We start from the raw sequence: 18,005 nt of genomic DNA, 5'->3' as shown, positions 1-18,005 counted from the left end.
TATTGCTCGATATGGCAAGCAATACCTCTACCGACTACCACCTAATCGATAGCGAGATTCTCCTTTCTTGCTGTAGAGCAATCCATCTTCTACCGAAACGGTATCGATAATGCCCACAACTAGAGCATCGATAGGGGGTCGCTCGTTTCCCTGCGGATCGGGAGCGATGGCACGACGGCTAACTAATACCCACTCCCCAATTCCTGCACCGACGCTATCGGCAGCAACCTCGTAATGAGGTAACTCGTTACCTTCGCGATCGATCAATTGCAGCATCAGTAACTTTTTACCCGTCATGCTCGGCAATTTTTGAGTGCTGACTACTGTGCCGCAAACTCGAGCGATTTGCATATTTACCTCAAAATATCGAGATCCGGTGCTTGATCTAGCGTCGCATTGTTGGATTTACGCTTTCTCGGAACTGCTCAACTGCTTCGGTATAACGAATCGGGAGAACGTATTCTAAGTTTTCGTGGGGACGGGCAATAATATGGGTTGAGAGGACTTGTCCGCCGTTGACACGCCCGACGTTTTCTGTTCCGGCGGAAACCGAGGCTTGTACTTCGGAAACATCGCCACGGACAATGACGGTAACGCGCCCAGAACCGATTTTTTCATAACCGACGAGGGTAACGCGAGCAGCTTTCACCATCGCGTCAGCAGCTTCCACTACCGCAGGAAAGCCCAATGTTTCAATCATTCCAACTGCAATTGACATGAATTTCTTAAATACTCCAAAAAAAGTGATAACAAAACAAAGTAAGCTCGTTTGCTAACTTGTTAATATGCCCGGAACTGCTCTACCTCTTCGGTGTAGCGAATGGGGAGAACGTATTCCAAGTTTTCGTGGGGACGAGCAATAATATGGGTCGAGAGAACTTGACCGCCATTAACGCGCTTGACGTTTTCCACTCCCGCCGCAACGGAGGCTTGTACTTCAGAAACATCGCCACGGACGATGACAGTTACGCGCCCAGAACCGATTTTTTCATAACCGACTAGGGTAACGCGAGCAGCTTTCACCATCGCGTCGGCGGCTTCCACTACTGCGGGAAAGCCCAAGGTTTCAATCATTCCGACTGCAATTGACATTTTTTAAACTCCTACTCGAACAAGCGAAACAACAGATTTAGGCATTTTTTTATTTTTATGTGGACGCAAAGGGAAAATAACAATCAATCGGGGAAATTCCACTACAAGAGTGCGGAATGAAGATTTTTCAACATTCCAAGTTGCTATCTCTACACCGATCAAGACACCGATCAAGACAATGGCTTGAAATTGGATTGAAATTTCGAGATTGAAATTTCGAGATTGAAATTTAATGTCCGATTGAGCCACCCTTGATTCGCCAATTTCCTTTCTTCGTGCCAGACTAACTACACAATTCTGGGAAAATACCTGCTTGGCAAGTCCGGTTCATTTTCCAACTAAAAGATAAGCATAGGAAATCTTGTGTACCTTTGACAATATAAATCTTTATGATTTTTTCAAATCTTTTAGTTAATAAATTGTAATGTATCGAGGGGGTGGCGATCGCGCCTCTCCATTAATCTCTGATTTTTTTTGGGGGTCGCAATGTTTTATAATTTCTTTATCTCAGCGTTGGTGGGTCCCTTTTCTGGGGTGGGTGAATCTTGGATCGGGATCGAGACTCGGCTTACCAAGGCAGGGCGATCGCGGGGTAAATGCTCGCGGAGTTGTAAAGAGATGTGAGGAAACATCTTATCGTTTTATTGGGAGTGCGGGAAGTTTCCAAATTGTCCCCAAAACCTATAAGATAAAGCCTTATAAGATTTTAAAGACCGAGGATAAAATCTATTTTTTATAGTTTTAATGATGACCGATTTTTTCCTAAAAAGTGTTTGGTTTATTCCTTTCTATGGCTTAATTGGTGCTGTTTTAAGTCTCCCTTGGTGCATTGGCATTATTCGGCGAACCGGACCCAAACCGGCAGCCTACATCAATTTATTGATGACGTTTATTGCTTTTATTCATAGTTCCATCACCTTTAGCTCGATTTGGGGACGACCGGCGGAAAAGTTGGTATTTCACTGGCTTAAGGTTGCCGATCTTGATTTATCTTTAACGATCGAACTCTCTCCTGTGAGTTTGGGGGCGTTGGGACTGGTGGGAGGAATCAGTTTGCTGGCGCAACTCTATGCTTTGGGTTACATGGAGAAAGATTGGTCTTTGGCGCGATTTTTCGCACTGATGGGCTTTTTTGAAGCGGCTTTAAGCGGGATTGCTCTGAGCGATTCTCTCTTATTGAGCTACGGTTTATTGGAAATGTTAACCCTTTCGAGTTACTTATTGGTGGGATTTTGGTATGCTCAACCTCTGGTGGTTACGGCGGCACGGGATGCTTTTTTAACGAAGCGGGTGGGGGATATTATCTTATTAATGGGCATTGTTGCTCTCTCAAGCGATGGGGCGGGATTGGATTTCAGCGATTTAGTTTCCTGGGCGCAAACTTCCCCCCTACCTCCTTTAAGTGCAGCTTTACTGGGACTATCTTTAATTGCCGGACCGACGGGAAAATGCGCTCAATTTCCCCTCAATCTTTGGTTGGATGAGGCGATGGAGGGACCCAACCCGGCGGGGATTATGCGGAATTCCATCGTTGTTTCGGCGGGTGCTTATGTTTTGATTAAGCTACAACCTGTCTTTACTCTTTCTCCTGTGTCTTCAGATGCCCTCATTTTCTTGGGATCGGTGACGGCGATCGGCACTTCTTTGATGGCGATCGCGCAAATCGACATCAAACGCGCTCTTTCCCATTCTACCAGTGCCTATTTAGGATTAGTGTTTATTGCGGTGGGACTGGGACAGGTCGATATTGCCTTTTTGTTACTCTTCGTTCATGCGATCGCCAAAGCGTTAATGTTTATGAGTATTGGTGCGGTCATTCTCACCACCAGCAGCCAAAATATTACCGAAATGGGGGGGCTATGGCGTAAAATGCCTGCGACGACAAGTGCCTTTGTGGTGGGGTCTTTAGGGACTTTATCGATCTTGCCCTTGGGGATGTTTTGGACAATACAACGTTGGTTTAGTGGTGCCTGGGAAATTCCTCTCTGGTTACTGGGTATTGTTTTATTTGTGAATATCTTAAATGCGATTAATTTAATTCGCATTTTTCGCCTTGTCTTTTTAGGGAGCGCTCAAGCGAAAACCCGTCGCGCCCCGGAAGTCCCTTGGGCGATGGCTTTACCGATGGTCATTTTAACAGTAATGACTTTGATTGCGCCCCAGATTCCCTTAAATTGGAATCTCTGGTTAAGTCCTACGGTTCCTTTGGATAATGCAAACTTGTTGTTTTATCAAAGTACCGTACCGATTTTGGTTGTATCCAGCGCGATCGCCTGCATTATTGGTTTTAAACTAGAACTCCGTCGTGCTTGGTCGAGGCCAAGGCAAAAATACTTACGCTTCTTTCAGGACTTATTCGCTTACGATTTTTACATTGAGCGAGTTTATGAAATGACAGTGGTTAGTGCAGTTATGCTATCTGCTAAGTTTACTGCTTGGTTCGATCGCTACATTGTCGATGGGGCTGTTAACTTGGTGGGTTTAGCCACAATATTTGGTGGGAATACATTGAAATATAATACTTCTGGTCAATCTCAATTTTACCTTTTAACCATTTTTATCGGCGTTGCTCTCATTTTTTGGCTAGTATTTAGCGGTCAATGGTCATTTATTGTTGATTATTGGTTATCGATTGTTCCTGGATAACCAATAACAACAAGTAAAAAGTAATTAGTAAAAAATACAAATGTTAAGTGCTTTAATTTGGATTCCGATCGCTGGTGCAATTCTCATGGGTTTACTTCCTGCAAGTTGGGAGTCCCGTCGCTGTCGCAAAATCGCTCTGGCGATCGCCTTTATTCCCTTTATTTGGACATTATGGCTGGGAATACAATTCAACACCCTGCAAACTCACCTGCAATTTGTTGAGTATATTCACTGGATCGATTGGTTGGGATTGAACTATCATCTCGGAGTAGATGGATTATCCTTCCCGCTTATCTTTTTAAATAGCTTTTTAACCGTCATTGCGATTTGGATTAGCGATCGCAGCAAAGAAAGACCCCGCTTTTATTATTCAATGATCTTACTCCTCAGTGCAGGAGCAGCAGGAGCATTTTTAGCACAAGATTTATTGTTATTCTTCCTCTTCTACGAACTAGAAATCATCCCTCTCTATTTCTTAATTGCCATTTGGGGAGGAGAGAGACGAGGCTATGCAGCCATGAAATTTCTGATTTATACCGCACTTTCAGGAATTTTAGTTTTAGCTTCATTTTTGGGCTTAGTTTGGTTTAGCGGTGCGACTACTTTTGATTATGAACCCTTGCGAAATCAAAACCTTCCCATTGAGCTACAACTCGCTTTACTGGGAATGCTTTTAGTAGGACTCTTTATCAAAATTCCCATTTTTCCCTTTCATACTTGGCTCCCTGATGCTCACGTGGAAGCCTCAACCCCAATTTCTGTATTATTAGCTGGGGTATTGCTGAAATTAGGAACTTATGGATTATTGCGTTTTGGTGTCGGTTTCTTTCTCGATGCCTGGGTAATATTAGCACCTTGGTTGGCGATTTTAGCGGCAATTAGTGCTTTATATGGAGCCTTTACCGCGATCGCGCAAACGGATATGAAAAAGGTCGTTGCTTATTCTTCTATTGCCCACATGGCCTACATTTTATTAGCGGCTGCAGCAACAACCCCTTTAAGTTTAATGGCCGCAGAATTTCAAATGGTCAGTCACGGTTTGATTTCCGCTTTACTCTTTACCCTTGTCGGAGTTGTCTATAAGAAAACCGGAACTCGTGATGTTAAAGTACTTCGGGGCTTATTAAATCCAGAAAGAGGTTTACCTCTAACGGGAAGTTTGATGATTTTAGGGGTTATGGCAAGTGCAGGAATTCCCGGAATGGTCGGATTTATTGCTGAATTCCTCGTTTTCCGTGGTGCTTTCCCCATTTTTACTATCCCGACGGTTTTATGTATTATTGGCACGGGGTTAACAGCAGTTTATTTCCTGTTAATGATCAATCGCGTCTTTTTTGGTCGCTTGTCCGAGCAATTTTCTCAAATTCCTCCCGTTGCCTTTCGAGAACATCTTCCCTCACTAGCTTTAACTGCCTTAATTTTTATTTTTGGCATTCAACCTGCTTGGGTTGTTCGTTGGAGTGAAGCACAAACAACGGCTTTAATTATTAGTCCTGCATTGCAATCAACCATTATTATAGAACAAAAAGAAGCAACAGGCAACAGGCAATTAGGCAACAAACAGGCGATTAAGCAACAGGCAACAGATATCAGCTAATTATCCTTTATCTTTCATTTTTCATCCTTTCGATAACATGGTCAGTACGAAAAGAAAATCTACCCAACATCCATTAGAAGAATATATTCAGCGCTTGGAAACCGGGAAAGCGCTGCTCAAAGATACTCCAGAAAATATTGTTGAAGTTGTGGGTATTCTCAAGAGCTATGGAGTTGTTTTAGATGCTTATTCTCGCAATCTTATCTATATTTCTGAAAAACAGTTTTTAGTCTTATTTCCTTTTTTTAAATACTTTAATGGGGAAGTTAATCCTCAAAAACTATTGCGCTATTGGTGGCACGATCGCATTAACTATGAATATGCCGAATATTGCATGAAAGCAATGTTTTGGCATGGGGGAGGTGGTTTAGATAAATACCTCGATACTGACGAATTTAAAGAATTAGCAGATCGAGCTATTCGTGCTAGGTGGAAAGGCAATTTCATCATGCTAGGACTGCATAAAGCCTTCCCAGAATTTTTACTTGAACACACACGGCAAATGTCTTACTATAGCGGCTTGGGACAATTTTGGCGAGTAATGGCAGATATATTTCTCAGTTTAAGCGATCGCTACGATCGCGGTGAAATTCAATCTATTCCCCAAGTTGTTCAACATATCCTTGATGGTTTAGTAACCGATGCAGCTAAACCGATTACTTATTCTGTAAAACTAGCGGGAAAAGTCTACGATCTCCTCCCTAAATCTGCGGGTTTAACCTTTTTAATGGATACAGGAGTTCCTTATGTTGAAGCAATTTTCTTCCGGGGAACTCCCTTTTTAGGAACAGTTTCCTATAATGCACAAGAATATCAAATTCCTTTCGATCAAGCAATGTTTAATTATGGCGCATTATATGCCGATCCTTTGCCCATTGGCGGATCGGGAATTCCCCCAACCTTATTAATGCAAGATATGCGTCATTATTTACCCGATTATTTACGAAAAGTTTATCAGTCGAAAATTCGCAAAGAGGATGATGTCAGAGTGCAAATTTGCCAGAGTTTTCAGAAATCTATGTTTTGCGTAACAACAGCGACTATTCAAGGATTAGCCCCTCATCCTTTAGACACGAAAGACCCCGAAGAAAAAGATGTTAATCGTGCTTATTTAAAAGGTTGGATGAATCGTTTTTTAACCTCTCGTTTACTTGAAGTGAATCGCTAGATATTGATAAAGATAAAAACTCATTTATTAATCAAAATATAAAAATATGCTTTAATTACTTTGACTTTTTCTTTGAAAATTGCTAAATTATTGCATTCCGACAATATTAGGTTAGAAAATTATTTACATTTATCCATTACCGATCGCCAATTTCCCATTATCGATTACTAATTCCCACAATGCAACTTGTTAATCGCTTACATTTCAGAAATCTGCGCGGTGACGTTTTTGGTGGTGTAACGGCTGCCATTGTTGCCCTACCATTAGCTTTGGCATTTGGTGTTTCTTCGGGTGTCGGTCCGATCGCGGGACTCTACGGTGCGATCGTCACGGGCTTTTTTGCGGCACTCTGTGGGGGGACTCCTTCGCAAATTTCCGGTCCCACGGGTCCCATGACTGTGGTAATGGCCACGATTTTTACAGCAGTTGCGGCCTCGGATTCGGAAGCAGGTTTAGCCACAGCATTTACCATCATTATGTTGGGGGGACTCTTTCAAATTCTCTTCGGAGTGCTGCGGCTGGGGAAATATATCACTCTAATGCCCTATACGGTTATTTCTGGATTTATGTCCGGTATTGGCGCAATCATCATTATTATTGAGATTGCGCCTTTTTTAGGTTATCCCAACGTCTCAGGAGTTTTGGCATCTTTCCGCGCCATTCCCCGAGAGATTGCCCATCCCGATATTATGGCTACGGGCTTAGGACTCTTAACCCTGGCGATCGTTTTCTTATCTCCCGCTAAACTCAATCGCATTGTTCCCTCACCTCTGTTAGCCTTAATTGTGGGGACGCTAGTTTCTGTTTATGCAATGCCCAATGGAGATGTTCCTAACATTGGTGCGATTCCTTCGGGGTTGCCCAGTTTGCATCTGCCTACATTCAATTTGGAGAAACTCGATTTTATCGTAGGTTATGGCTTGATGTTAGCGGTTTTAGGGGCGATCGATTCTCTTTTAACTTCCCTAGTTGCTGACAATATTACCCGTACTCAACACGACTCCGATCGCGAGTTGATCGGGCAGGGAATTGGCAATACAATCTCGGGATTATTGGGGGGACTACCGGGGGCTGGTGCGACCATGCGGACGGTGATTAACGTCCAAGCTGGGGGGAAAACACCCCTATCGGGAATTATTCACGCTTTAATTCTGTTGGCGATCGTTTTAGGTGCAGGTAGTTTAACTGCAAATATTCCCCATGCAGTATTAGCGGGAATTTTAATCAAAGTTGGTATTGATATTATCGATTGGGGATTCCTCAAACGCGCCCATCTTGTTTCTTGGAAAGCAACAGGAATCATGTACGGAGTCATGTTATTAACGGTTTTTGTCGATCTGATTGTTGCCGTTGCGGTTGGGGTTTTTGTGGCCAATATTTTAACAATTGAACGTTTGAGTAAGTTGCAAAGCGAAAAAGTACAAATTGTTACAGACCCTAAAGGAGAAATTCCTTTAGAACCTGAAGAAACGACGATTTTGCGGGAAGCAATGGGAGGAATTTTATTACTTCACCTTGGTGGTCCAATGAGTTTTGGGGCGGCAAAATCTATTTCTCAACGAATGTCTATTGTCAAGCATTATGAGGTTTTGATTTTGGATATTACCGATGTTACCTTGTTAGGGGTTACGGCTTCTTTGGCAGTAGAAACAATGGTCAAAGATGCGATCGCCAAGCGACGAGAAGTTTATCTTGTGGGGGCAACGGGTCAAGCGAAAGATCGATTGAATAAGTTAAAAGTTTTAGGGATGATTCCCGTACAAAATCAGTTAGATAATCGTATTGAGGCTTTGCGTCAAGCGGATATATTTCTTCATCCTGCTACTGTTGATAATAAGGAAAAAGCGAATGTTTAAGCATTAGTAATTCCCTCAGCACCCCAAAAATGCGATCGCCAGATGGCAATAGCACCGTCCCCTACAAACCCTGATACATTGATAATTGGTAATTGATAATTGATAATTGATATGGAAGTTGCGATCGCAGATGAAACCATCAAGCAGAATCTCGAACAATTCCTCATCGTCCTCACTGTTTCTCTCAGCGTTGCCACGATCTCGCGACTATTTAGCTGGCTTCGCCGCATTCCCTATACTTTGTTATTGGTTATAGTCGGCTTAGGATTGGCATTTGTAAATGTTCGCCTGGTCCATCTCTCTCCCGAACTGATTCTGGAAATTTTTCTGCCTCCGTTATTATTTGAAGCAGCATGGAATATTCGCTGGCGGGATCTCAAAGATAGTCTTCTCCCTGTCGGCTTTTTTGCCGTTTTAGGGGTGATTATTTCCATTGTTGGGGTGGCATTTCCTGTCAGTCAATTTACGGGTTTATCTCTTCCCGTCGCCCTGTTATTGGGAGCCAGTCTTTCCGCAACAGACCCAGTTTCCGTGGTCGCCCTTTTCCGAGAATTAGGGGCAGGAAAGCGCTTAACAACAATAATGGAAGGAGAAAGTTTATTTAATGATGGTGTCGCCGTCGTTGCCTTTCTCCTATTAGTTGGTATTCCAATGGGTGTGAGCGAATTTTCTGTTCCCGCTACCATTTCTCGCTTTGGCATCTTTGTCGGTTTGGGGGCAGGTGTCGGCTGTTTGGTGGGATATGGTATTTCCTATTTAACTCAGCGCTTTGACTTTCCCCTTGTGGAACAATCTCTCACCCTCGTTTCTGCCTACGGAACCTATCTCATTGTGGAAGAATTGGGCGGTTCTGGGGTGATTGGCGTGGTGACGGTAGGATTGATTTTGGGGAACTTTGGCTCCCGCATTGGCATGAATCCCCGCACTCGGCTGATTGTCTCGGAATTTTGGGAGTTTTTGGGCTTTTTTGTCAACTCGATTGTTTTTTTGCTGATTGGCGATCAGATTAATTTTTCCAGTATTGGCAAGAATTTCGATCTCATTTTAATTTCCATTGCTTCGGTGGTTCTGACAAGGGCGATCGTCATTTATGGTTTGGGAAATTTTAGCAATCTTTTCGGTGGCACTCCTCTCAATTGGCGACAATTAACGGTGTTATGGTGGGGAGGGTTGCGGGGTGGGGTTTCCATCGCCTTGGCTCTCAGCGTCCCAGTAGTCCTACAAGGACGACAGGAAATTATTGATGCCGTTTTTGGTGTGGTATTATTTACTTTATTGGTTCAAGGTCTGACGACGCAATTTTTCTTGAAAAAACTGGATTTAGTCGGAGATCAACCTCAACGCCAAGAGTATAGCGAATTCCTCGCTCGACGGACAGCGCTGAATCGGGTTCTCGATTATTTGGAAAACATCGAACGTTCCCCAGAAATCGATCCAGAATTTTATCGCTATCAGCAACATTTGGTGAGAGGGGAAATTAAAAGCGTGGCAGAGAAAATCTCTAGCTTACAAAGCAAAAATCCCCAATTGCGATCGCTCGATCTCGAACAGTTACGGGAAGAATTGGTGGATATTGAGGCAGATACCTATGCTGAATATATCCGCGCCGGACGCTTGAATCACAATCTCTCTCCCCTGTTGGAGGGAATCCTCGACCAAGCGATTGAGAAGGCGATCGAGGAAAATCATATCGCAGTGTAAAGGCAAGTTCATTGTCGTTTATTTCTAGATGCTATCTTCTTCGCAACCATTAAACTTCTCTGTAATTTGTCAAGGTTTGCAGATTTTTGAGAAAAAAGAACTTGCAAATTATCCTCACTTGCGCTAAAAAGATAGAGTGCTGGTTCTCAGTTCTTCTTTCTCCTCACATCAACCTAAGATGCGAATCTAAAATACGCACACAGGGTTAAGACTTACAAAAAGTAAGACTTGCAGAAAGTAAGTCCCAAAGTTGAGTCCTACAACCTTCTTAAGTCGGCTAAATAAAACCAATAAACTAAACGCCGACTAATAAGCGTCCGGTTGAGAACTAGCATTTACAAAATCATCCAATCATAGCAAAACCGAATTTAAACGATTAGAAATATGACTCAAATAGTTGCTCACCCAATGGTGAAGTTGCAGCGTAAGGTGCAGTCTTTGGTTAACTCCAATATTCTCCAACCCGAAGATGGAATCTGGAAAATTGCTTTCTTGTATGGAAACAAGTGGGCATATTGGAAAAAAGAATTGTTGGATTTTGGCTTCAATTTACAAGATCCCGTTCAATATTTACTGGTTGTTGAAGCATGGGACGAAGAAGATTAAAGTAGATTTTCACGACATTTCTGCTGTTACAGTCTAAGGAGGCGATCGCCATGACTTGAAAAGGAAAGGCGATCGCTAACCTCGGCATTGAGACAGCGCTTTTGCTAATTCCTTGGCGGTTTTATAGCGTTGTTTTAATTGCGGTTCAGAGGCTTTTTCGATCGCCTTGGATAATGAGGGGGTAATGGTAGGAATACCGCCCACTTCGAGACGATAAACACCCCCTTGATGTTGGTAATATTTAAGGGGAGAATGTCCCGTCAAAAGAAATACTAAAGTTGGCGCGATCGCATAGAGATCCGATTGGGGACAGGGTTGCCCTCGTTCTTGTTCGGGGGCGCTATACCCTTCCGCACCAATTCGCGTCCCCAAGGGCGTACCAATCTCCTTAACTGCCCCGAAATCCAACAAAACGACCTGGTTATCAAGATGGCGTACCATGAGGTTTGCTGGCTTAATATCTCGATGAACGAGGGGGGGATCGAGATTGTGGAGATAGTCGAGAATTTCACAGGTTTGAATTCCCCAATCAATCGCTTGTTGGGGAGTCACCGTGCCTTTTTCATAGATGCGTTGTTCTAAATTCTGCCCGTGTACCAATTCCATGGCCAAATATTTCTTATTATTCTCCAAGAAAAAATCGTAATATTTGGGAATGCCAGGGCGATCGAGGGTTTGTAAAATACGCGCCTCTCGTTCAAAAAGTTCTCGCGCCTTGGCAATTTGAGCCATATCCGCATTCATTTCTTTCAAAACGAGAAGTTGGGGCGATCCCGAAATTTTCCCTTGCTTGTCCCAAGCGAGATATGTTGTTCCCATTCCTCCTTGACCCAAAGTTTGCAGAACTTGATATTCTCGTACAAAGGTTTGCTGTTCGACGAGAGGTTCGCCGCAGTGAATGCAAAAAAGTGTTTTTGGCGGATTATTTTCATGAGTGCAAGAGTTTGCAGGTGGGGAATTCGCGAATAACTGCACCTGCAAGCGAGGACCATCCTTCGCTAATTGAACGATCGCCCCAGGATCGAGAAAACTTTGGGAAACCGATCGCCCATTAATAAATGTTCCATTGGTGCCGCGATTAATTCCCCGCCAGCGATCGCCCTCCCGAGATAATTCAAAATGATAGCGAGAGACTTCAGGGTAAGAATCGAGGATAATATCATTATCGCTAGCACGACCGACACGAATAGGCGATCGATCCTGAAACTGCCACTGTTGCAAAGGGCGATCGGTTTGTGGTTCGAGGAGAGTAAGAGTAATCATAGTTGTTCCCCATTGCCTGTTGCCTGTTTCCTAAAACAACCGATCGGCATTAGGACGCATTTTGATCCGCACCACTAGCCCCGTAATATTGTCGTGACCGTTATATTCATTGGCAAAATCGATTAATTCGATCAAACCTTGGTCTAAATTAGCTTTAGAAGAGATCAGAGGAGTAAGATATTTTTCGTAGTGCGTTTCTAACAGTTCCCCGTCAGATAAACCGTCAGAACACAGTAATAACAGAGTATCCTCATTCAGTTCCATATACTGCACGTCAGGCTTAACAAACTCATTATCCCTGGGACCGATCGCCTGAGTGAGTTGATAAGCATCGGGACGGGCATAGGCATCTTCGCGATCGACCCCTCGTAAAATCTCGCGCTGTCCTACCTCGTGATCGAGGGTTAATTGTTCGATGCCGCGTTTGCGAGTAATGGCGTAAATACGAGAGTCCCCTACATGGGCGATGGCAATATTGTTATCTTGTACCAACAGCATGACGAGAGTTGTCCCCATACGACCGCTTCCCGAGCGCGAATTTTCCACATTCACATCGTAGATTTTTTCATTGGTGGCCAGAATTCCCTCAGCGATGGTGGCTTCGTCTGGTAGTTTGTCGGGGTCAGTCCAATGAGCCTTAAAATAGTGTAGGAGACTTTCTACCGCCATTGCACTGGCAACTTCTCCGGCAGCATGACCCCCCATCCCATCACAGACAATATAAATCCCCCGCCCGCGAATCGTTTTACCCAGGGCATTTTCCTGTTTGCTGACGTGAGTTTCGATGCCGAAGTGATCTTCATTGTGATCCCGTTGGCGACCAATATCCGTCAAGCCGCCATCGCTTAAACTCAATAATTGCATGGGTAAAACCACCGTTGGCATATCGTCTGCCATGCCGCGATAGACCATTTTTTCTTTATTTTCGGCAACCCCTTCTTCTTTGGGGGAGGCCGGGGGAACTGCGTCGCTTTCCGGGGTGGGAGAGGGGGCTTCCTGTTGGCGGGCGAGGTCTTGGAGGCGCGATCGCAGTACTTCTGTGGACTCAACCTCCCCCTCACCAACTGCCACAATGAGTTCCGCGATCGGTCCGTACATGGTACGACCTGACCGACTAAATAAACGCTTCCAAATATTACTCAACTCTGCTAGTTTAGGAGGCTCTTCCTGGCGATCGCCATAAAGTCGCTGCAAGCAGAGGGTTAAATCTTCATCAACCCGCAAATTATCTTCATCTAGTAAACTCTGACAGCATTGCACGATGGTTAATTCTTCCCATAATTTGGCCATTTCATTGAGCCAAAATAGCAATTGGGAGAAATGGGTATCCGCTTGACCCCATAATTCCGGTAGAGACTCCCATTCCGAACGATCTTCAAGCAAGACGACAGTGCGATCGGCAAAACTCCAGGTATCTTGTAAGACTGGAACGGCGGGATAGAGGGATTCTTGTAAAACTAAATAGGGAATTGCCGATCGCGCCACTCCCAACTGTTGCCAAAATTGAATATTAGAACCGCGATACTCTTCTTCCATCTCTTCGAGATCCCCAATACTCGATTTTTGTTGTTCGAGGAGTTGTTCGAGATAGTTTTTTTGTAAAGGTTGTGTATCCCACACTTGTAATTGCGAGATCGGGTCAGATTGTTCTGAAATAGTCCTATCCGATCGCAGTTGATAGCGATTTTCAGGATCGAGAGGCTCTATTTTATCAGGAATAATTTCTGCGGCGGTTTCCTCATTAGATTCAGGGGTTTCCCCATCTGCTGCAATTTGGGTTGTCCCACCGGGCTTCACTTTGGCTTGAGTTGCTTCCGGGCGCGATCGCTCAAAAGCAGGGAAAATGAGTGCCAACCAGTCATTGGCCACAAATGCCCCGCATTCAGGACAGGCTTCTTTTTGAAAGCTGACTGTCGCACCGCATTCGGGGCATTCTTTATCACTCAAAGAAGTCCCGCAACGCTGACAAAATTTATGAGCCACGGGGTTTTCAAATTGGCATTCGGGACAAACCAACATAACAGAACATCCTTAACTCTGATTTTGGAAAATTGATATAGCTCTAGAACGCTAATTCTTTTGCCACATTAGCATTTTCCCCTGAATAATGGGTAATCGGTCAAATAATCCCGACTCTCTTACTCCCCAATAAGTTAACAATAAATCAAAAAGTCAAAATTCCGCATTGAGTGGGGTGCGAGGGAAGGGAATGACATCGCGAATATTGCCCATACCCGTCATAAATTGAACCACCCGCTCAAATCCTAAGCCAAATCCTGCATGAGGTACGCTTCCGTAGCGGCGTAAATCTCGATACCACCATAGTTCTTCTAGGGGCATTTCTGCTGCTTGGATGCGTCTTTCTAAGACATCTAACCGTTCTTCCCGTTGGGAACCGCCGATAATTTCTCCGATTTTGGGGGAGAGAACATCCATTGCAGCGACGGTTTTTTCATCTTCATTTAAACGCATATAAAAGGCTTTAATCCCGACAGGGTAATCGGTAACGATCGCCGGCTTTTGGAAGAGTTCTTCTGCTAAATAGCGTTCGTGTTCTGATTGTAGGTCTAAACCCCATTCTACGGGATAGGTAAATTGGCGATCGCTTTTCTGCAAGAGGGCGATCGCTTCGGTGTAGGTAATGCGTTCAAAGTCATTATTGATAATATTCTCGGCGGTTTTTAAAACGGTTTTGTCAATGCGCTTATTAAAAAATTCTATGTCTTCGGGACAGGTATCGAGAACATATTTGAAGATAAATTTAAGGAATGCTTCGGCCAAGTCCATATTGCCTTGCAGATCGCAAAAGGCCATTTCTGGTTCCACCATCCAAAATTCTGCCAAATGGCGGGAAGTATTGGAGTTTTCGGCGCGAAAGGTGGGTCCAAAGGTATAGACATTGGAAAATGCCAAAGCCATTGCTTCTGCTTCAAGTTGACCGCTTACGGTAAGATAGGCGGGTTTGCCAAAAAAGTCTTTTTCGTAATCAACTTTTCCGGTTTGGGTTTGGGGAATCTTCTCGAGGGGTAAACTGGTGACAGAGAATAATTCTCCTGCACCTTCACAGTCATTGGTGGTAATTAAGGGGGTATGAATCCAGAGAAAGCCCCTATCTTGGAAAAAATGATGAATTGCATTAGAGCAGGCATTACGGACGCGAAAAACGGCTCCTAGGGTGTTGGTGCGCGATCGCAGGTGTCCGATGCTTCGCAGGAATTCAAAGGAATGGCGTTTTTTCTGTAAGGGGTAAGTTTCGGGATCGGAATCGCCGACAATGGCCATAGACTCGGGTTGCAATTCGATGCGCTGTCCTTTACCTTGGGATGCGGCCAATACACCGGATACTTTCACGGCAGCACCGATGTTAAGCTGTTTGAGAAGAGCTTCGTAATCGGGAAAGTCTTGGTTAATAATTACTTGTAGGTTGGCCAAGAAGGAACCATCATTGATTTCCATAAAGGCAAATCCTTTCAATTCGCGTTTGGTTCGTACCCAGCCTTCTACAGTTACAGTTTCGTCGGGCTGTCCATTGCGAAGTATATCGGCAATCCGTCTTTTTTCCATGTTGGCAAGGGAGTTTGCGTCGGTGAGTCTATCCTTAGCTTAATTCATTTAGCCATCGGGAAATTGCCAGCAGGGGATAGATTCAATATCCCGACTTCCGCAACGACAGGAAGCATCTCGTGTAGAAGTAACCCATTCTTGCCCACACTGCCGACAATGACAGAGAATGTTATGGCGATCGGCAATTTCTATTTTTAGTCGCCAGCGATCGAACAAGTTTTTATCGGAATTAGATTCTGAGGAAGACACGATCGCATATCCTAAATATATTGAGTCTCATCATATTATTCTCCTTGACGGGAGAATTTCTCGCGAATTTATCAGCTTTTTTTAAGGTTCTCAAGTTTTCTTGTCCTTCTTCGTACTTTACCTAATTCAATGATTCGCCTTTACGAGTTTATTTTCAGAGGGGGACCTGTAATGTATCCTCTTCTTCTTCTCTCTATTTTTACTTTTGCTTGTGCTTTGGATAGAGGACAGTTTTGGGTGCGTTTGTTAATACAAGAAGATCGGGTTACACGAGATGTTCTCGAAACAGCGCGAGTTAATCTCTCCAAAGCGGCAGAAATCGCTAAGGGTGCAAGTTATTTACCCATTGGTCGTTTTTTATTGGCACCTTTACAGTTAAAAAATCCTTCTCCTGAAACCTTTCGCCTGGCAATGGAAGCAGCAGGAGATAAAGAATTTGTCAAGATGCAAAAAGGAGAGAAATTTCTCGAAACAACTGTTGCAGTTGCTCCTTTGTTGGGATTATTGGGAACAGTTACGGGGTTAATTAGAACCTTTGAAAACTTAAATATAGGGTCGGAAAATGCTCTTGATGCGTCTAATGCGGCGGCGGGAATTGGAGAGGCATTAATTACTACGGCGGCGGGCATGATTGTCGCTATTTTTGCTCTTTTAGTGTTCCGGGTTATGGTAACATTACAAGCACAACAAATGGATTATTTTTCTGAAATTGGGACTGAGTTGGAGTTAATTTATCGTCAAGTTTGGTACGAACCTACCTTACAGCAAATTAAACCTTCTTTATTACCTTTTGTTGAGGAAGGCGATCGCTAAAGTTGAAAAAGGAAAATATTACTTACAATGCCTGACTTGTCGCCAATTATACGCCCCCCTAGTTTCCCCCCAAATCTGGGCAGGGATTATTCGTTGAAAAAGGAAAATGCTACAATGCCTGACTTGTCGTCACTAACGGCGGGATCTGCTTTGAGTCTTAGAGGGCTTGTTGGTTGTCAAAAAGCGAGTTAACGCCAATCTCCTTGAATCGTAAAGGCTGCCCATTTATAGGGAAACTCCCTGTTTTTCCACATCTGTAACTGTGCTTCTCGCAAGGCAGAAACAGCATCCAATCCATCTTCTAACATTTGTTCGTAATAATTGCTCATTAAGTTCGCAGTCGCCGCATCATTCACATTCCACAAACTCACTACGACCCGTTTTGCTCCTGCATACATAAAGCCCCGCGTCAAACCTACGACTCCTTCCCCACTGACAGCCTCTCCGATGCCCGTCTGACAAGCACTGAGAACCACTAACTCGGCATTAAGATCGAGGTTATAGATATCTTGCAGCCGCAATAGTCCATCTTGAGACTTGCCCTTTTCATCGTAAAGTGAGAAAACTAAACCGGAACGCAGGGGGTTATCGTCAATGCAGCCATGAGTCGCGAGGTGCAGGATTTGGTATTGAGAGAGATTGCTGTTTAATGCTTGGCTGCGGTTGGCAGAGAAACCGAGGGCGAGGAATTCTTGGTCATCGGGAACTAAAGCGAGGATGTTTTCCGCTTCTTTTTGGGTGTTGGGGAGGCGATCGAAGGCACTGCAACCACTGCGAAATAAACCGAGTAGGGGATTTTCTGCGGTTGGGGGTGATGCGTCGCCGGAAAGTCGCGGATCGTGGGGGGAGAAGACGGGATCTGCGAGGACGGCGATCGCTTTGGGGGCAGGGGTGCGTTTTGCCCATTGACTGCGTTGTGCTTCGAGACTGGAGGCTGAGGAGAGGTTGATAATTTCGTGGTTGGCCAGTAGGGGCGCAACGCTTGCGCCCTCTATGCTTGCGCCCTCTATGCTTGCGCCCTCTATGCTTGCCCCCTCTATGCTTGCGCCCTCTATGCTTGCCCCCTCTATGCTTGCGCCCTCTATGCTTGCACCCTCTATGCTTGCGCCCTTTTCTGCACCCCAAGGTAAAGCGGCAAACGGCAAACGGTTGAGTTTTCCATCAGCAACGATCGCCAAACGTTGATTTTTCAGCTTACCTGCAACGGGATCGAGGAGCATTTTCGCGAGTTCTGTCCCTTCACTGAGAGGGTTGCGGTTTTCGGCTTGCAGGGCGGTGATATAGCGTTCTGTGGCGGTTTCAATCTCTTGGCGAGGGGGGAGTTCGTAGGCGGTAAACTCGGTTTTGCTGACGGCGAAGAGATAGCTGCGATCGCCTCCGAGGGCGTATTCGAGGAGGAGGGTATCATCGTCGAGGATATTTGCTTGGATTTGTTGCAGGGTGAGGGGTT

The 18,005-nt window shown here is 44.5% G+C and carries 16 protein-coding genes; 7 read left to right on the top strand and 9 right to left on the bottom strand.

Going from position 1 to position 18,005, the window contains the following annotated elements:
- Positions 1–27: 27 nt before the first annotated feature.
- The 4 genes from JUI58_RS24445 to JUI58_RS24430 form a co-directional block, all read right to left on the bottom strand.
- Complete coding sequence (locus tag JUI58_RS24445) at positions 28–351, bottom strand: EutN/CcmL family microcompartment protein (RefSeq protein ID WP_204106467.1); 324 nt, start codon at positions 349–351, stop codon at positions 28–30.
- 34 nt (positions 352–385) lie between these two features.
- Positions 386–718, bottom strand: coding sequence for a BMC domain-containing protein (locus JUI58_RS24440; RefSeq protein WP_204106466.1), 333 nt, complete (start codon positions 716–718; stop codon positions 386–388).
- Between the two features lie 62 nt (positions 719–780).
- A complete protein-coding gene (locus tag JUI58_RS24435; RefSeq protein ID WP_204106465.1) occupies positions 781–1,092 on the bottom strand; it encodes a carbon dioxide-concentrating mechanism protein CcmK in 312 nt (103 codons plus the stop codon).
- A 3-nt stretch (positions 1,093–1,095) separates the two neighbouring features.
- Positions 1,096–1,341 (bottom strand): hypothetical protein, encoded by a 246-nt coding sequence (locus JUI58_RS24430; protein ID WP_204106464.1) that lies wholly within the window; start codon positions 1,339–1,341, stop codon positions 1,096–1,098.
- A 498-nt stretch (positions 1,342–1,839) separates the two neighbouring features.
- On the opposite strand from JUI58_RS24430, the gene JUI58_RS24425 reads away from it, so the two are divergent.
- The 6 genes from JUI58_RS24425 (at position 1,840) to JUI58_RS24400 (ending at position 10,666) form a co-directional block, all read left to right on the top strand.
- Entirely contained in the window at positions 1,840–3,738 is a 1,899-nt protein-coding gene (locus tag JUI58_RS24425; protein WP_204106463.1) for an NAD(P)H-quinone oxidoreductase subunit F, read from the top strand.
- A gap of 40 nt (positions 3,739–3,778) precedes the next feature.
- Positions 3,779–5,335, top strand: coding sequence for an NADH-quinone oxidoreductase subunit M (locus tag JUI58_RS24420; protein ID WP_204106462.1), 1,557 nt, complete (start codon positions 3,779–3,781; stop codon positions 5,333–5,335).
- Positions 5,336–5,372: 37 nt separating this feature from the next.
- Positions 5,373–6,503, top strand: a complete 1,131-nt coding sequence (locus tag JUI58_RS24415) for a CO2 hydration protein (RefSeq protein ID WP_204106461.1) — start codon at positions 5,373–5,375, stop codon at positions 6,501–6,503.
- Positions 6,504–6,682: 179 nt separating this feature from the next.
- The gene (locus tag JUI58_RS24410) at positions 6,683–8,359 is read left to right on the top strand and encodes a SulP family inorganic anion transporter (protein ID WP_204106460.1); all 1,677 of its coding nucleotides are present in this window, start codon (positions 6,683–6,685) and stop codon (positions 8,357–8,359) included.
- A 111-nt stretch (positions 8,360–8,470) separates the two neighbouring features.
- Entirely contained in the window at positions 8,471–10,060 is a 1,590-nt protein-coding gene (locus tag JUI58_RS24405) for a Na+/H+ antiporter (RefSeq protein WP_239121697.1), read from the top strand.
- 384 nt (positions 10,061–10,444) lie between these two features.
- On the top strand, positions 10,445–10,666 hold the full coding sequence (locus JUI58_RS24400; RefSeq protein WP_204106459.1) for a DUF4327 family protein: 222 nt from the start codon (positions 10,445–10,447) through the stop codon (positions 10,664–10,666).
- Between the two features lie 75 nt (positions 10,667–10,741).
- On the opposite strand, the gene JUI58_RS24395 is transcribed toward JUI58_RS24400, so the two are convergent.
- From JUI58_RS24395 to JUI58_RS24380, 4 genes are all read right to left on the bottom strand, one after another.
- On the bottom strand, positions 10,742–11,929 hold the full coding sequence (locus JUI58_RS24395) for a protein kinase (protein ID WP_204106458.1): 1,188 nt from the start codon (positions 11,927–11,929) through the stop codon (positions 10,742–10,744).
- Positions 11,930–11,959: 30 nt separating this feature from the next.
- Positions 11,960–13,948: a serine/threonine phosphatase gene (locus tag JUI58_RS24390; RefSeq protein WP_204106457.1), complete on the bottom strand. Its 1,989-nt coding sequence runs from the start codon at positions 13,946–13,948 to the stop codon at positions 11,960–11,962.
- Positions 13,949–14,101: 153 nt separating this feature from the next.
- Positions 14,102–15,493 (bottom strand): asparagine--tRNA ligase, encoded by a 1,392-nt coding sequence (asnS, locus tag JUI58_RS24385; RefSeq protein WP_204106456.1) that lies wholly within the window; start codon positions 15,491–15,493, stop codon positions 14,102–14,104.
- 48 nt (positions 15,494–15,541) lie between these two features.
- Complete coding sequence (locus JUI58_RS24380) at positions 15,542–15,742, bottom strand: hypothetical protein (protein ID WP_204106455.1); 201 nt, start codon at positions 15,740–15,742, stop codon at positions 15,542–15,544.
- Between the two features lie 129 nt (positions 15,743–15,871).
- Between JUI58_RS24380 and JUI58_RS24375 the strand changes: the two genes are divergently transcribed.
- The gene (locus tag JUI58_RS24375) at positions 15,872–16,555 is read left to right on the top strand and encodes a MotA/TolQ/ExbB proton channel family protein (RefSeq protein WP_204106454.1); all 684 of its coding nucleotides are present in this window, start codon (positions 15,872–15,874) and stop codon (positions 16,553–16,555) included.
- Positions 16,556–16,743: 188 nt separating this feature from the next.
- Here the strand turns inward: JUI58_RS24375 and JUI58_RS24370 are convergent.
- On the bottom strand, positions 16,744–18,005 hold a 1,262-nt coding region (locus tag JUI58_RS24370; RefSeq protein ID WP_204106453.1), incomplete at its 5' end, for a CHAT domain-containing protein.

Source organism: Spirulina sp. CCY15215 (assembly GCF_016888125.1).
GTDB lineage: Bacteria > Cyanobacteriota > Cyanobacteriia > Cyanobacteriales > Spirulinaceae > CCY15215.
Note: the sequence above shows the minus strand (reverse complement) of the source record. Positions and strands in the feature narration are given on the sequence as shown.

Coding starts and splice junctions, on each gene's coding strand:
- JUI58_RS24410 (WP_204106460.1), top strand. CDS start 6,683: ATGCAACTTGTTAATCGCTTACATTTCAGAAATCTGCGCGGTGACGTT.
- JUI58_RS24435 (WP_204106465.1), bottom strand. CDS start 1,092: ATGTCAATTGCAGTCGGAATGATTGAAACCTTGGGCTTTCCCGCAGTA.
- JUI58_RS24390 (WP_204106457.1), bottom strand. CDS start 13,948: ATGTTGGTTTGTCCCGAATGCCAATTTGAAAACCCCGTGGCTCATAAA.
- JUI58_RS24420 (WP_204106462.1), top strand. CDS start 3,779: ATGTTAAGTGCTTTAATTTGGATTCCGATCGCTGGTGCAATTCTCATG.
- JUI58_RS24400 (WP_204106459.1), top strand. CDS start 10,445: ATGACTCAAATAGTTGCTCACCCAATGGTGAAGTTGCAGCGTAAGGTG.
- JUI58_RS24440 (WP_204106466.1), bottom strand. CDS start 718: ATGTCAATTGCAGTTGGAATGATTGAAACATTGGGCTTTCCTGCGGTA.
- JUI58_RS24415 (WP_204106461.1), top strand. CDS start 5,373: ATGGTCAGTACGAAAAGAAAATCTACCCAACATCCATTAGAAGAATAT.
- JUI58_RS24445 (WP_204106467.1), bottom strand. CDS start 351: ATGCAAATCGCTCGAGTTTGCGGCACAGTAGTCAGCACTCAAAAATTG.
- JUI58_RS24395 (WP_204106458.1), bottom strand. CDS start 11,929: ATGATTACTCTTACTCTCCTCGAACCACAAACCGATCGCCCTTTGCAA.
- JUI58_RS24425 (WP_204106463.1), top strand. CDS start 1,840: ATGACCGATTTTTTCCTAAAAAGTGTTTGGTTTATTCCTTTCTATGGC.
- JUI58_RS24405 (WP_239121697.1), top strand. CDS start 8,471: ATGGAAGTTGCGATCGCAGATGAAACCATCAAGCAGAATCTCGAACAA.
- asnS (WP_204106456.1), bottom strand. CDS start 15,493: ATGGAAAAAAGACGGATTGCCGATATACTTCGCAATGGACAGCCCGAC.
- JUI58_RS24375 (WP_204106454.1), top strand. CDS start 15,872: ATGATTCGCCTTTACGAGTTTATTTTCAGAGGGGGACCTGTAATGTAT.